Origin of the sequence: Hoeflea sp. IMCC20628 (assembly GCF_001011155.1) — a bacterium.
Taxonomy (GTDB): domain Bacteria; phylum Pseudomonadota; class Alphaproteobacteria; order Rhizobiales; family Rhizobiaceae; genus Hoeflea.
The window spans coordinates 1,517,618-1,532,259 of the sequence record NZ_CP011479.1; the positions used below are offsets into that span (position 1 = coordinate 1,517,618).

12 protein-coding genes are annotated in these 14,642 nt (G+C 58.1%); 6 read left to right on the plus strand and 6 right to left on the minus strand.

Annotated features, from left to right (window positions below):
* Positions 1-55: 55 nt before the first annotated feature.
* Positions 56-1,069, minus strand: a complete 1,014-nt coding sequence (gene moaA, locus IMCC20628_RS07130; RefSeq protein WP_082128046.1) for a GTP 3',8-cyclase MoaA — start codon at positions 1,067-1,069, stop codon at positions 56-58.
* A gap of 164 nt (positions 1,070-1,233) precedes the next feature.
* Here moaA and IMCC20628_RS07135 point away from each other — a divergent pair, with 164 nt between their 5' ends.
* A complete protein-coding gene (locus tag IMCC20628_RS07135; protein WP_047029647.1) occupies positions 1,234-1,614 on the plus strand; it encodes a DUF971 domain-containing protein in 381 nt (126 codons plus the stop codon).
* Here the strand turns inward: IMCC20628_RS07135 and IMCC20628_RS07140 are convergent.
* The gene (locus IMCC20628_RS07140; protein ID WP_047029648.1) at positions 1,611-2,111 is read right to left on the minus strand and encodes a MarR family transcriptional regulator; all 501 of its coding nucleotides are present in this window, start codon (positions 2,109-2,111) and stop codon (positions 1,611-1,613) included. The two genes, IMCC20628_RS07135 and IMCC20628_RS07140, sit on opposite strands and share 4 nt — an antisense overlap.
* 45 nt (positions 2,112-2,156) lie before the next feature.
* Here IMCC20628_RS07140 and IMCC20628_RS07145 point away from each other — a divergent pair, with 45 nt between their 5' ends.
* Positions 2,157-3,143: an alpha/beta fold hydrolase gene (locus IMCC20628_RS07145; RefSeq protein ID WP_047029649.1), complete on the plus strand. Its 987-nt coding sequence runs from the start codon at positions 2,157-2,159 to the stop codon at positions 3,141-3,143.
* Entirely contained in the window at positions 3,140-3,748 is a 609-nt protein-coding gene (locus IMCC20628_RS07150; RefSeq protein ID WP_047029650.1) for a pyridoxamine 5'-phosphate oxidase family protein, read from the plus strand. Before IMCC20628_RS07145 ends, IMCC20628_RS07150 begins: the two co-directional genes overlap by 4 nt.
* Positions 3,749-3,807: 59 nt before the next feature.
* Here IMCC20628_RS07150 and IMCC20628_RS07155 read toward each other — a convergent pair whose 3' ends face one another.
* The 3 genes from IMCC20628_RS07155 to IMCC20628_RS07165 form a co-directional block, all read right to left on the minus strand.
* Entirely contained in the window at positions 3,808-4,428 is a 621-nt protein-coding gene (locus IMCC20628_RS07155; RefSeq protein ID WP_047029651.1) for a L,D-transpeptidase, read from the minus strand.
* A 182-nt stretch (positions 4,429-4,610) separates the two neighbouring features.
* On the minus strand, positions 4,611-5,681 hold the full coding sequence (locus IMCC20628_RS07160) for a GGDEF domain-containing protein (RefSeq protein ID WP_047029652.1): 1,071 nt from the start codon (positions 5,679-5,681) through the stop codon (positions 4,611-4,613).
* 144 nt (positions 5,682-5,825) lie between these two features.
* Positions 5,826-7,433: a fumarate hydratase gene (locus IMCC20628_RS07165; protein WP_047029653.1), complete on the minus strand. Its 1,608-nt coding sequence runs from the start codon at positions 7,431-7,433 to the stop codon at positions 5,826-5,828.
* A 226-nt stretch (positions 7,434-7,659) separates the two neighbouring features.
* Here IMCC20628_RS07165 and arsB point away from each other — a divergent pair, with 226 nt between their 5' ends.
* Both arsB and IMCC20628_RS07175 read left to right on the plus strand, forming a co-directional pair.
* Entirely contained in the window at positions 7,660-8,721 is a 1,062-nt protein-coding gene (gene arsB / locus IMCC20628_RS07170; protein ID WP_047032345.1) for an ACR3 family arsenite efflux transporter, read from the plus strand.
* A 254-nt stretch (positions 8,722-8,975) separates the two neighbouring features.
* Positions 8,976-10,856 carry a L,D-transpeptidase family protein gene (locus IMCC20628_RS07175; RefSeq protein ID WP_052766334.1) on the plus strand — a complete coding sequence of 627 codons (1,881 nt, stop codon included), beginning with the start codon at positions 8,976-8,978 and terminating at the stop codon, positions 10,854-10,856.
* Between the two features lie 48 nt (positions 10,857-10,904).
* Here IMCC20628_RS07175 and IMCC20628_RS07180 read toward each other — a convergent pair whose 3' ends face one another.
* Complete coding sequence (locus tag IMCC20628_RS07180; protein ID WP_047032347.1) at positions 10,905-11,621, minus strand: helix-turn-helix domain-containing protein; 717 nt, start codon at positions 11,619-11,621, stop codon at positions 10,905-10,907.
* A 280-nt stretch (positions 11,622-11,901) separates the two neighbouring features.
* Here IMCC20628_RS07180 and IMCC20628_RS07185 point away from each other — a divergent pair, with 280 nt between their 5' ends.
* On the plus strand, positions 11,902-14,625 hold the full coding sequence (locus IMCC20628_RS07185; protein ID WP_047029654.1) for an MFS transporter: 2,724 nt from the start codon (positions 11,902-11,904) through the stop codon (positions 14,623-14,625).
* The last annotated feature ends 17 nt before the right edge of the window (positions 14,626-14,642 follow it).

Sequence of the window (14,642 nt, forward strand, 5' to 3'; positions counted from 1 at the left end):
TTTGCAACGCCATCGCCACAGCAAGTCGGGATTTCCGGCTATGCCAGCCGGCACTTCAGCCGCCGGTCACGCTCATGTGGCGTGAAACGGCCGGTTGCCGGGTTGTGCGGTCAATGATGAAGTCATGCCCCTTGGGCTTGCGGGTGATGGCCTCGTCGATGGCCTGCGACAACAGCTCGTTGCCTTCCGAGGCGCGCAGAGGCGCCCGCAGATCGGCGGCGTCATTCTGACCCAGGCACATGTAAAGTGTGCCGGTGCAGGTGAGGCGGACGCGGTTGCAGCTTTCGCAGAAATTATGGGTCATCGGGGTGATGAAACCAAGCCTGCCGCCGGTCTCCTTGACCCTGACGTAGCGGGCAGGTCCGCCGGTCTGGTAAGGAATATCCTCAAGCGTCATTTGCTGTTCGAGATTGCTGCGCAACAGCGACAGCGGCATGTATTGATCGGTGCGATCCTCGTCGATCTCGCCCATCGGCATGGTCTCGATCACGGTCATGTCCATGCCCTGGCCATGGGCCCATTTGAGCATTTCCGGAATTTCGGTGTCGTTGAAGTTCTTCAGCGCCACGGCATTGATCTTGATCTTCAGACCGGCTGCCTGTGCGGCGCGGATACCCGCAAGCACCTTGTCGAGATCGCCCCACCGGGTGATCTTTCGGAACTTGTCCGGATCGAGCGTGTCCATCGAAACATTAATGCGGCGCACGCCGCAGTCAAACAGCTCGGATGAATATTTTGCCAGCTGGGAGCCATTGGTAGTCAGCGTCAGTTCATCCATGCGACCGGCGTCGATGTGACGTCCGACCTGGCGGACAAATTGCATGATGTTCTTGCGCACCAGTGGTTCGCCGCCGGTGAGCCTGATGCGGCGCACGCCCTTTTCGACAAAGACAGTGCATAGCCGGTCGAGCTCTTCCAGCGTCAGAAGATCCTTTTTCGGCAGAAAGGTCATATTTTCCGCCATGCAATAGGTGCAGCGGAAATCGCAGCGATCGGTCACCGATACCCGGAGATAGGACACAGCCCGGCCAAACGGGTCGATCATGGTCGGTGTTGCGGCGTCTTCCATTGCGGATGATCCTTCATTGCTATCACCTCAATGTCGTCGTCCATCCGGGTTCCGTCAAGGGCATGGCGTGCTCAGGGTGGATGTTTTCACGCTTGCTGCTTGTGGACCGGGCAGATCAACTCTACATCAGCCATCTTATGCGATGAAACCAGGAGGGGTAGCCGATGGGCGATCATCAGACGGCATGGCCGACCGAACTGCGCGTATCTGCGGATCGCAAAACTCTGGTGGTCAGTTTTACCGATGCCCGTTCCTACGAGATTGAGGCCGAGTTGCTGCGTGTACGCTCGCCTTCGGCGGAAGTGCAGGGGCATTCGCCCGGACAGCGGGTGACCGTGGGCGGCAAGAGCGAAGTGTGCATCTCCAAGGTGTTGCCGGTCGGCAATTACGCCGTTCGCCTGGCTTTTGACGATGGTCACGATACCGGGATTTTCACCTGGGCCTTCCTGTCCGAACTGGGCGCCGAGAAAGATCTGCGTTGGGCCGAGTATCTGGCGGAATTGGCAGAGAAGGGAATGTCGCGGACACAGGAATTGATGTTCTAGGCGGATTGCTGATTATGTCCGCGGGCGTCAGACGGGTCGATCTCATCTGCCTGGGTCAATTCGCCGATCATCCGCATCATCACCTCGCCAACAAGATTGCACTCTTCCGCGGTCGAGGATTTCATGGTGCGGTCGATCAGGGCTGACTGAATGACGATGGCTTCCTCGGTCAGCCGGGTGCCCTCCGTCGTGAGTTCAAGCCGCAGGATGCGCCGGTCCTGGGGATCGCCGCGGCGAACCAGCAGGCCGCGCTTTTCCAGTTGCGGCAGGAGCATCGACAGGTTGGAACGGCCCACCAGCAGTTTGTCAGCCAGGTCCTGCTGGGAGATCCCCGGCGTCCTGAACAGGTTGACCAGAATGTCGAGATGCGGCGGCTTGATGTCGAGCGGTTGCAGCGCGCGCGCCAGCGTCAATCCCATCACCTGGCAGGCACGGGCGACGGCGATCCAGTTGTGAAAACGCGGGTTGTCCCAGGGCAGGCCTTGATTTTTGTTCATAGTTGTACAACTCTGTTCATAGTTGAACCAATTCGGAAATTCACTATGGCATCTCTTGTTGAAAAGGTCACCCGTGCAGCGCTCCGGTTTGTGGCGGCTCAATCGCCTGAAAAGGCTGGCGAACTGGCGTTCTGGCTGTTTTGCCGGACGCCGCCAGCCAAGCCGCAGGGCGACAAGGAGCATCGCGCGATCGCCACCGCCAAACCGCGCATGGCCGAGGCGGATTCGGTCCGGCTGGTGATTCCCGGCTCCGTTGTCGCCACCCATGTGTTTCGTCCGCAAGCCGGTATCGACGATGGCCGGCGGGTGCTGCTAGTGCATGGATACCGTTCGCGCAGCGACCACATGATCGCACTGGCCGAAGCGCTGGTGGCGCGCGGCAAGACGGTTGTCAGTCTTGATCTTCCCGGTCACGGCGCCTCGACCGGACGGAAGCTGCATCTGGGCAAGGCGGTAGAGGCGATTGACGCGGCCTGGCGGCAGCATGGGCCGTTCGAAGCCTTTGTCGGCCACTCCTTTGGCGGCCCCTCGGTGATGGCCGCTGCTGCGGGCGCGATCCTGCATGTCCCGCAGCGGACGCCTGACCGTATCATCACCATCGCCGCGCCTTCGGACATGGCTGATGTGTTTCGCTGGGCGGGGAAGTTCATGGGGCTTGGACCGGCTGCGCAGGAAGCATTCGAGCGACAGGTGTTCAGGGCCACCGGACGTCCGCTATCAGAATTTCGGGTGGACCGGATGCTGCACGACCTGCGGATTCCCATTCTTGCCATTCACGCCGAAGATGACAAGGAAGTTGCTTTTTCCAACGCCGAGGCGATTGCCGGAATGGGCCCGCATGTCAGTCTAATGAAGGCCAACGGCTATGGCCATCGTCGCATTGTTTCGGCGCCGCCGGTAACCCAGGCGGTTGCAGACTTCATAGGCTCTGACGCCAGCCACTCCGACATCGTTGATTTGCCGCTTTCCAGTCTTGCCAAAATCAATAAGCTTCCCACCAGTGACAGCGGGAAATACCGGAGGCTTGCATGACCATCATTGCGTCGATCGCTGAACTGGAGGCGATTTACGGAGAAAGTTCGGAAGCCTCGATGATCAAGGTCAGCGACCGGCTGACCGCAGGCTACCGGCAACTGGTTGAAGCCTCGCCGCTTGTCACGCTTGCCACCTGCGGTCCCGAGGGGCTGGATTGTTCGCCGCGCGGCGATCCGGGGCAGGTGGTGACAATCAGGGATGACCGGACCCTGATCTTGCCTGACCGCCGTGGCAACAACCGGATTGATTCGCTGCGCAACATCGTCCGCGATGGCCGGGTGGCGCTGCTGTTTTTGATTCCGGGCTCCGACAGCACGCTGCGGGTGAATGGCCGGGCGGAAATCTCGGTCGATGCGGAGTTGCTGGCAAGCCTTGCCATGGAGGGCAAGCTGCCGCGGTCGGCCATAGTCATCAGCATCGTCGAGATCTATTTCCAGTGTGCCAGAGCGTTGCTGCGAGCGAAAATCTGGGATTCAGATGTATGGCCCGATGCGACGGCGCTGCCGACGCCGGGTCGTCTGGTGCAGGAAATCAAGGCCGATTTCGACAGCGAGCGTTATGACAGGGAATGGCCCGAAAGGGCAAAGACCAGCATGTGGTGACAAAAAAAACCGGCCATGAGGGCCGGTTTTTCACAATTCAAAATCCAATCAGACCAGGTCTATTTGCGCACGATCACGCGGGTGCCGACCTTGACCTGTTCGTAGAGGTGCTCAACGTCCTCATTGGCCATGCGAATGCATCCCGAAGACATCGCCTTGCCGATGGTCCATGGCTGGTTGGTGCCGTGGATACGGTAAATTGTTGAGCCGATATACATGGCGCGAGCGCCGAGCGGGTTGTCCGGTCCACCCTTCATGTAGGCAGGCAGCACGCGGCCTTCCTGGCGCTTGACCCGGTCACGCATCACCTGCGGCGGAGTCCAGCCCGGCCATTCGGCCTTGCGGGTGATTTTCTTCTGGCCTTGCCAGGTGAAGCCGTCGCGGCCAACGCCAATGCCGTAGACCATGGCCTTGCCCTTCTTGACCACGTGATAAAGCCGACGATCCGACGTATCGATGATGATCGTGCCTTCCGGATGGTTCTCCTTGAAAGAGATCACCTTGCGCTTGATCGGCGATTTGTCCGAACGGCGGAATTTGTTGTAATTTTTCGATGGCGGGAACAGAATCTGCAACAGGGATTTGGATTCCGTCGAGGTCTGTCCAGCAGGCTGAGCCTGTGCTGCGCCGGGCGCCATCAGGCACAGAGCGAGAAATGCAGAGGAAATGAGACGTTTCATATCGGGTTCCGAGCTATCGTTGAAATTCTGTCACGCCCACTGCAAGTCCAGTGACTAGCCATTGGCCGTCGGGTGGAAATAGGTATCTGCTTCGTTGTTGCCTGTCCAGTATCAAGGCGAAATTGTGGCAAGAAACGGCGCGGGCTGCAGTGGATGGCGGCAGCAATGGCCACCCCCGCACCTCAGTTTTTATAGATCGCCCAAGCTTTGTTGGATTCGTTGTCGAGTTCACGATTGTAGAGATGAACCCTGTTGCGACCGGTGTTCTTAGCCGCGTAGAGTGCCAGATCAGCCTTGTTGTAAAGATCTTCGGCAGATTTCGCCTCTGTGGCCATGCACATGCCCAGCGACAAGGTGATCGGGCCGTAATCAACACCGGTTTTCTGATTTTTCAAGGGCGTCGACTCAACCGCCTTGCGGATCCGTTCGGCGATTTCCATGGTCACTTCCAGGCTTGTACCCCGCAGGACGACAGCGAACTCCTCACCGCCGGTACGAGCGATAAACACATCCTTGCGCAGCGTGCTTTTCATGATCGCCGCAACGACGCCGAGGACACGGTCGCCAACCGGGTGGCCATAGGTGTCATTGAACTTCTTGAAGTAATCGATGTCCGCGACGATCAGCGAGAAGTACATGGCGTCGCGCTTGTCGTCGTAAATGCCGGAAAGCACTTCATCGAAAGCCCGGCGGTTGGCCAGTCGGGTCAGCGTGTCGGTATTGGCGATCCTTTTGTACTCATCGAGTTCAAGCTTGACCTGTTCCATCTCGCGGGCGCGTTCGACCATATGTTCGACAACGACCTTGCCTTTCTCCATGGTGTCGCCGGTGGCGTTGCTCAAAATGCCAATGACACTGGAGAGAATATCGGCGCTTGAGGCACTTTTGGTGGTGATGCGGGTGTAGGTTTCACCGAGCAATTTCGAATAGCTTTCAAGCGAGGACTGCTCCTGTTTGAGCAGTCGCAACATGCCTTCCAGTTCGCCGGAAATCTTGTCATGGGCGCCTTCCACCACTCCGGTTCTGTGATGATGGGGAAAATGCTCTTTGCCAAGTGTGTCGAGTTCGCCCTGTCCGGGTGTGCGCCCCAGTGCCTCAAACATTTTGGTCAACCGCGGATTGGATGCGTTGAGTGCCTCATAGACCAGCTCATAATTGCGGGGTAGTCCTGATATTCCACGACTACGCATGGTTGCAAGAACCATGGTTGCTGTGTCCATGTTCTGGATCTTTTTTGCAGCGACTGCTGACATCTTATGTCCCCAAGCGTGGCACACGGAAATATGTTGGGTGATTATTACGAGACAATTGTTTGAGAATTGTTAATTGCAGTGAAACCAAGCGGCATCATTGGGAAAGTTCTGGATCAACACTTCATCGGTTCCAATATTCGGCAGTCAACCGAGGTTCAGTTCTTTGAAAAAATCATTGCCCTTGTCATCGATCACGATGAAGGCGGGGAAGTTTTCAACCTCGATTCGCCAGATCGCTTCCATACCCATTTCGGGATATTCGACGATTTCGACCTTCTTGATGCAGTCCTGAGCTAGCCGTGCTGCGGGGCCGCCGATCGAACCGAGATAGAAGCCGCCATGACGGGCGCAGGCTTCCCGCACCGAGCGGGAGCGGTTGCCCTTGGCCAGCATCACCATGGATCCGCCGAAGGACTGGAACTGATCGACGTAGGAATCCATCCGACCCGCGGTGGTCGGGCCGAAAGAGCCGGATGCGTAGCCTTCAGGTGTCTTGGCAGGGCCTGCATAGTAGACCGGATGGTCCTTGAGGTAGTCGGGCATAGGCTCGCCGGCTTCGAGCCGGGCGCGAATTTTCGCATGGGCCAGATCCCGGGCCACAATAATCGAGCCGGTCAGCGACAATTGCGTCTTGATCGGATGTTTTGACAATTCGGCGAGGATCTCGCTCATCGGCCGGTTAAGGTCGATGTGAACCACATGTTCGGAGAGCTTTTCCTCGTCGATATCCGGCAGGTATTGTGATGGATCTGTCTCCAGCTGTTCTAGGAAAATACCGTCCCTGGTGATCTTGCCCTTGGCTTGCCTGTCGGCCGAGCAGGAGACACCCAGTCCGATCGGCAGCGAGGCGCCATGGCGCGGCAGCCGGATGACGCGGACATCGTGGCAGAAATACTTGCCGCCAAATTGCGCGCCAACGCCCATCTGCTGGGTCAGTTTGTGGATTTCGGCTTCCATCTCGATATCACGGAAGGCGTGGCCTGCTTCCGAGCCCTTTGTCGGCAATTCGTCGAGATATTTGGTCGAGGCGAGCTTGACCGTCTTGAGGTTCATTTCGGCCGAGGTGCCGCCGATGACGATAGCCAGATGATAGGGCGGGCAGGCGGCGGTGCCGAGCGTCAGGATTTTTTCGCCCAGGAACTCGATCATCCGGTCGTGGGTCAAAAGCGATGGCGTGCCCTGAAACAGGAAGGTCTTGTTTGCCGATCCACCGCCCTTGGCGACAAACAGGAAATCATAGTCGTCGACGCCTTCTTCATAGATGTCGATCTGGGCGGGAAGGTTGGTCTTTGTGTTCTTTTCCTCAAACATCGACAGCGGCGCCAGTTGGGAATAACGCAAGTTGCGGCGTTCATAGGCGTCGCGTACGCCACCTGCCAGCGCTTCGTAATCGCCGCCCTCGGTCCAGACCCTGCGGCCCTTCTTGGCCATGATGATTGCGGTGCCGGTGTCCTGGCACATCGGCAGTACACCGCCGGCAGCGATGTTGGCGTTCTTGAGAAGATCAAGTGCTACAAAGCGGTCGTTCTCCGTGGCTTCCGGATCGTCGAGGATCGCCGCCAGTTGCTGGAGATGGGCGGGCCGAAGCAAATGGTTGATGTCGCCAAACGCGGCTTCCGCCAGCATCCGCAACCCGTCGGTCTCGACGGTCAGTATCTCCTGGCCGCGAAACTGTTCGACACTGACATATTTGTCGGTCAGTTTTTTCCATGGAGTGGTGTCGGGTCCGAGGGGGAACAGATCGTTTGCCAAGGGATACCTTTCCGGTCGCCAGATTGCTGATGATTTACAATCGGGGTCTTAGGATGAAGATCGCGGGAATGCAATTGCGGCGTAGGTCGAAGGCAGTAAGGTTGCTCTTGATCAATTCAATATATCATGATTTATGGATTTGATTGCATGGCCTGCGATACGGGATTTTGTTGTCATGCTCCCGGCCCGGTGCCAAGCTGCCACTCATGTAGAACAGGATCATGACATGTCGAAATTTGAGCGGTATCTGACACTCTGGGTCGCGCTGTGTATTGTTGCCGGTATCGGACTTGGTTATCTGTTCCCGTCCTTCTTTCAGGCGATCGGATCTGCCGAGATAGCCAATGTCAATTTGCCTGTCGCATTGCTGATCTGGCTGATGATTATTCCCATGCTGGTCAAGATCGACTTTGCCTCGCTGGGGCAGGTCAGCAGGCATTGGCGCGGCATCTCGGTCACACTGATCGTCAATTGGGCAATCAAGCCGTTCACCATGGCACTCCTGGCCTGGTTCTTCATTGGCTGGCTTTTCCTGCCTTTGCTACCGGCCGATCAGATCAACAGTTACATCGCCGGCCTGATCCTGCTTGGGGCCGCACCGTGTACCGCCATGGTTTTCGTCTGGAGCAACCTGACCAAGGGGGATCCGCTGTTCACGCTGAGCCAGGTCACCGTCAATGACCTGGTGATGGTGTTTGCCTTTGCCCCGATTGTTGCTTTGCTGCTGGGAATTTCAGCGATCACGGTGCCCTGGCAGACCCTGCTTGTTTCGGTGGGGCTCTATATCGTGGTGCCGGTGATTATCGCTCAGGTTCTGCGCAATCGCATTCTGGCAAGCCGGGGAGAGGCGGGGCTTCAAAATTTGCTCTCCAGACTTCAGCCGCTGGCGATTTTTGCATTGCTGGCAACACTTGTCGTGCTGTTTGCCTTTCAAGGCCAGGCGATCCTTGCCCAGCCGATGATCATCGTCCTGCTGTCGGTGCCGATCATCATTCAGACCTATCTGATCTTCTCCATCGGCTATTTTGCCAACCGCGCGGTTGGTGAGACCCACGAGATCGCAGCTCCCTCGTCGCTGATCGGGGCCAGCAATTTCTTCGAACTGGCCGTTGCCGTGGCAATCAGCTTGTTCGGATTTACCTCCGGCGCCGCGCTCGCCACGGTGGTTGGTGTGCTGATCGAGGTTCCGGTCATGCTGTCACTGGTCTGGATCGTCAACGGGTCGAAGGGTTGGTACGAGATGGCGCCTGCGCTGACCCGGCGAATGGCGGCCAAAAGCTTGAGATAACCGGAATTTAGGCATTGCGCGCTGCCTGATCGCAAGCCTTTTCGCATCGATTCAGCGTGTGCTCCGGAGTTCAGCGCACCCGAAACCCATGCAGCCGGGGTAGCCAGGGGGGCTGCCGGAAACGACAATCTGCTGTTTGATGTCACCCGGCGTTCTTTTCTTCGTAACCATGTTTTGTTAGGCTTCGCCCGCACGGAAACGATTTCACAAAAACGCGCGGGCTGGCAGGCTCCGCATAAGGATCTGGGTTGGGCATGAATTTCAAGAGTCGAGCAGGCGTGGCGCTGATCGCCATTACGATTGGTTTTACCGGTGTGATCGCGCCCACACCGCCTGCGCAAGCGCAAGGCCTTCTGGATCTCCTTTTCAAAACTCCGGCTCAGCGACAACGCGAAAAGCTTTCCCGGCAACGGGCGCGGCAGGACGCAGTGGAAGTGGCCCGGCCACCAAAGCCCGTCGCTCGCATCAGCGGACCGAGCTATCGCACCTACAAGCCGGACACATTGGTTAAAGTGAATTTCACCGAGATCGCCGATCCCGTGGTGACCAGCGCAATAGGCGACATGGTGCTTCCGCCCCTGGGAATCGACACATTTTCTGAAGGCCGTGCAGCTTTCGCCGATTTGTCGCTGCGAGCCCTGCCGGAAACAGCCAAGGCGATCGTCGAGTATTATTCGACCCATCCTGCCTATATCTGGGTTGCCGGAACCGCGCCGACCGATCGTGCCAACGCCGTGATCGAGGTGCTCAAAAACGCTGATGCTGTTGGCCTGTCAGCGGATGACTACAAGGTTGACGTGCCCGCGGACGGCTTTGACATCACCCGCGGCGCGGAACGTCAGAAGGAACTGATGGCTTTCGAGATGGAGCTTTCGGTTGCAGTTGCCGATTACATCCTTGATGCAACACGCGGACGGGTCGATCCCAACCGGATCTCGGGATATCATGATTTCAAGCGCAAGAGCCCCGGTCTGGTGGAGCAGATCGAGGCGCTGGCCACGGCAGCCGATCCGGCTGAAGCGTTGCTGGGACATAACCCGCATGGCGCCCATTTCGAGGCATTGAAAGCCGAACTGAAGCGCTTGCAGGATCTTGATGATGGCGAACACATTGCCATTGCGGAAGACGTATTGCTCAAGCCGGGGCAATCCAATCCGGAACTTGCCAATGTGATTGCGGCAATCGCGCTCAAGGGCAGCGATGCGCTCAAGCTCGACAACGCGCTGGTGCTGGCGAGTTATGCGGGCAAGCCGGGCTATGATGACGAACTCGTCACCCTGGTGAAGGGGTTTCAGAAAGAAGCCGGCCTTAAACCTGATGGCGTTGTCGGTCCTGCCACACGGCGGGCGCTTGTCGGCATCACCAATTCCGACAAGATCGAGAAGGTTCGACTGGCGATGGAACGGTCGCGCTGGTTGCCTGGCGTTCTGGCGGCGCGGCGCGTGTTCATCAATCAACCGGCCTACACCGCCACCTATTTCAATGACGACAAGGCCGAACTCTCCATGCGGGTCGTGGTCGGCTCAAAATCCAACCAGACCAATTTCTTCGATGACGAGATCGAGCTGGTCGAGTTCAACCCCTATTGGGGCGTGCCGCAGTCGATCATCATCAACGAGATGCTGCCAAAGCTCCGTTCCGACCCGTCCTATCTGGACCGGCTTGGCTATGAGGTGACTGCGGGCGGCCGGGCAGTGTCCTCGAGTTCGGTCAACTGGAATGCCGTCGGCAAGGGCAGCGGTATCGGCGTGCGCCAGCCGCCGAGCAATGGTAATGCGCTGGGTGAACTGAAGATCCTGTTCCCCAACAGCCACGCCATCTACATGCATGACACGCCGTCAAAATCCCTCTTCGACCGCGACACTCGGGCGCTGAGCCATGGTTGCATAAGGCTCAAGGACCCGCGGGCGATGGCAGCCAAGGTGCTGGGTACGTCGGTTGCCGACATCGGCAGCTACATTGCTGGTGGGCGGAACCAGCAAGTCAACCTGAAGCAGAAGATCCCGGTTCATGTCGCCTATTTCACCGCCTGGCCCGATGATGCCGGCGTGGTCAACTATTACGCTGACGTCTACAAGCGCGATGACTATTTGCGTAAGGCGATTGCCGAGACCGACAAGGCGCGGACGTCCTGAAGCCTGAACAACTTTGATAGCTTTCGGCACAACAACAACGCCGCGCATTCATTGAGTGCGCGGCGTTGTTGCATCAGGACCGTCAATCAGAGGGTCGGGCCCGGCAACCGCTTCAAGCGATTTAAGGCTGGTGATGATGATGCGCATCCCGTCCATGGCCACACCATCGGGCTGCAGTGACTTGATGGCGCGTGAAAAATTTTCAGGTGTCATGCCGAGATAGGAGGCAAGCAACCGTTTCTCGGCAGGCAGAATGAAGCTGGCTGCATTTCCGGCACGTTTTGCCTGATTGAGAATATAGGCGGCGACCCGCTCCCGCGAGTTGCGCAATCTCAGGTTCTTGGTCTGGCGAACAACCGAACGGTAGCAACTGGCCAGTTCGATGATGGTCGACATTGCAAAATCCGGATCGAGCCTGAACGTGGCGCGCAGATCCTTGGCCGGGATCAGGATGATGCTTGATGCCTCCATCGTTCGCGCTGACATCAGATAGGGCGCATCCTTGATGCAGGCGGCAAGGATGAAGGTGGAGACCGGTCTGACCACCGCCATGGTCGTCACACGCTCGCGCCAGCCGGAGTAAAGCTCCACGGTTCCTTCCATGACGATGTGTAAAAAATCAGCCGGTTCGCCTTGCCGGATCATGTCGAGTTGGGCCGGGAAGTTCTGGGCATAGGCAGCCTGCATCAGGGCCTCGAAATGCGCCGTCTGCATGTCCTGAAACAGCGGCAACTTCCGAATCCTGGATTTGTCCTGATCCCGCATGCATGACCTCCCGCCAGCGTGTTCCGCCAAACGCCGGGTTGTGCGTCGACAATTGCCGCAACGTGACTTGATAAATGTCACCTGAAGCAATGATGTTTCTGCGGTGGCGAATTGATGAACCGCAAATTCCATCTGATTATCAAACTCCGCAGCAGGCGGATTGATCTGCATCAAGATCACAAGCTCATCTGCAATGGAAATTCTCACGCAACCGGTTTTGGAGACCTATCCAAGCCGATCCTGCGCGGGCAATCGCCGCGCCGCCACGCGGAGAATGCCAATGCTGGACAAGGTGAATACAACGGAAGCCGAGCGCACGCGGGCGCTTGGATTGAGCACGGTGGCTTTTACCGCCTGTTTTGCGGTCTGGACCATTTTTTCGATCATAGGTATCGAGATAAAATCGGAACTGGGATTGAGCGAATTCCAGTTCGGCCTGCTGGTGTCCACGCCGATTCTGACCGGATCACTGACACGGTTGATCCTCGGCGTATGGACCGAGAAATATGGCGGTCGCTTCGTGTTCACTGCCCAGATGCTGTTGACTGCGGCGGCAACGTGGATGCTCACCTGGGCTAACTCCTACACCATGTACCTCATCGCCGCACTCGGCATCGGCCTGGCCGGTGGTTCGTTCATCATCGGTGTGGCTTATGTCTCCCGCTGGTACGGAGCCGGCAAGCAGGGCACAGCGCTGGGGATTTTCGGCGCCGGCAATGTCGGAGCAGCGGTCACCAAGTTTATCGCGCCCTTCATCATGGTGGCCTATGGCTGGCACGGTGTGGCGCATGTCTGGGCGGCGGCGCTGGCGCTTATGGCCATCATCTTCTACGTGTTTGCAAAGGATGATCCGCATCTGGTGGCTCGCCGCCAGTCGGGTGCAAAATCACCCAGCCTGGCAGAACAATTCGCTCCGCTGAAAAATCTTCAGGTCTGGCGCTTCTCTCTCTACTATTTCTTCGTCTTCGGCGCATTCGTGGCCCTGGCACTGTGGATGCCGCATTATCTGGTCGATGTGTACAGCCTGGATATACGGACGGCAGGCATGTCGGCTGCGGCTTTCTCGCTGTCTGCATCCTTGTTCCGGGCTTATGGCGGTCATCTCTCTGATCGTTTCGGCGCCCGGTCTGTGATGTACTGGACTTTTGGCTTTTCGCTAGTCCTGTTGTTCATGCTGTCCTACCCGCCGACCGATTACGTGATCCAGGGCAAGGATGGCGTCATCGCGTTCTCCACGGAAATGGGACGCTGGCCCTTCGTCATCACGCTGTTTGTGCTCGGCTTCTTCATGAGCCTGGGCAAGGCGGCGGTGTTCAAGCACATTCCGGTCTATTATCCCAACCATGTCGGCGCTGTCGGCGGTCTGGTCGGCATGATCGGCGGACTTGGCGGGTTTGTGTTGCCGATCACCTTCGGCGCGCTGCTGGATCTGACCGGCATCTACACCAGCTGCTTTGCGCTGTTGTTCGTTCTTGTTGCCGTCTCCTTGACCTGGATGCACCTGACGGTGCGGGCAATGGAGCGGGCAGCACAGGGCGATGCGCTCGACAAGCTGCCGCAACTGCCCGAGATGCAGGACATCCATGATGCCGGGCATCAGGCGCAGACACACCTGCTGCAGGAGTGGAAACCCGAAGACGCAGCGTTCTGGGAAGACAAGGGCCGCAAGATCGCCCGCCGAAATCTATGGATCTCGATCCCGGCGCTGCTTCTGGCATTCTCCGTCTGGATGGTGTGGTCAGTTGTCGTCGCACGGCTTCCGGCAATCGGTTTCGACTTCACCCCAGGCGAACTGTTCTGGCTTGCAGCGCTTCCCGGCCTTTCCGGTGCGACGTTGCGGATCTTCTACAGCTTCATGGTGCCCATTTTCGGTGGCAGGCTCTGGACGACATTGTCGACCGCGTCCCTGCTGATTCCTGCCATGGGGATCGGCTACGCGGTGCAGAATCCGGACACACCCTATCTGATCTTTCTCACCCTGGCGCTGCTGTGCGGCCTGGGTGGCGGCAACTTCGCCTCGTCGATGGCCAATATCGCCTTCTTCTACCCGAAGGCTGAAAAGGGCAATGCGCTCGCACTGAACGCAGGTCTGGGCAATCTCGGCGTGTCGGTGATGCAGTTCCTGGTTCCACTTGTCATCACCGTCGGCGTCTTCGGCGCCATGGGTGGTCAACCTCAGACATTGTCTGATGGCGGTGAGCTGTGGATGCAGAACGCCGGTTTCGTCTGGGTGCCGCTGATCATCGTGGCGACAATCGCTGCCTGGATGGGGATGAATGACATCTCCGATGCCAGGTCCAGCTTCAAGGAACAGTCGGTCATTTTCAGCCGCAAGCACAACTGGATCATGTGTGTGCTCTACACCGGCACCTTCGGCAGCTTCATCGGCTATTCCGCCGGCTTCCCGCTGCTGACCAAACTGCAGTTCCCCGACGTCAATGCGCTGCAACTGGTCTTTCTCGGGCCGCTCGTTGGCGCCTTGTCGCGCGCCGGCACCGGCTGGATTTCCGACAAGTTCGGCGGCGGCCGGGTGACCTTCTGGACATTCCTCGGGATGATCGCGGCCGTGTTCGGGGTGATCTTCTTCCTCGGCATCAAGGAACAGCCGGGCGCGTTCTGGGGTTTCTTCGCCTCGTTCATGGCGCTGTTCTTCCTCACCGGCATCGGCAATGCGTCAACCTTCCAGATGATCCCGGTGATCATGTCGCGTGAAGTGCCGCGGCTGATGAAGGGGCTGAAGGGTGACGAGTTGATGAAGCAGGTGAGCCGCGAGAGTGCTGCGATCATCGCCTTCACTTCGGCGATTGCCGCCTATGGCGCTTTCTTCATCCCCAAGGCCTACGGCACCTCGATCGCACTGACCGGTGGTCCGGCGGCGGCGCTGTGGGGCTTCATCGTTTTCTACGTGATCTGCGCGGTGCTGACCTGGGCCTACTACACCCGCCGCGGCGGACTTCTCTTCGATGCCGAACGCAACGTGGCGGCAACGCCTCTCGCAGCTTGATCTGAAAGGAAAAGCAA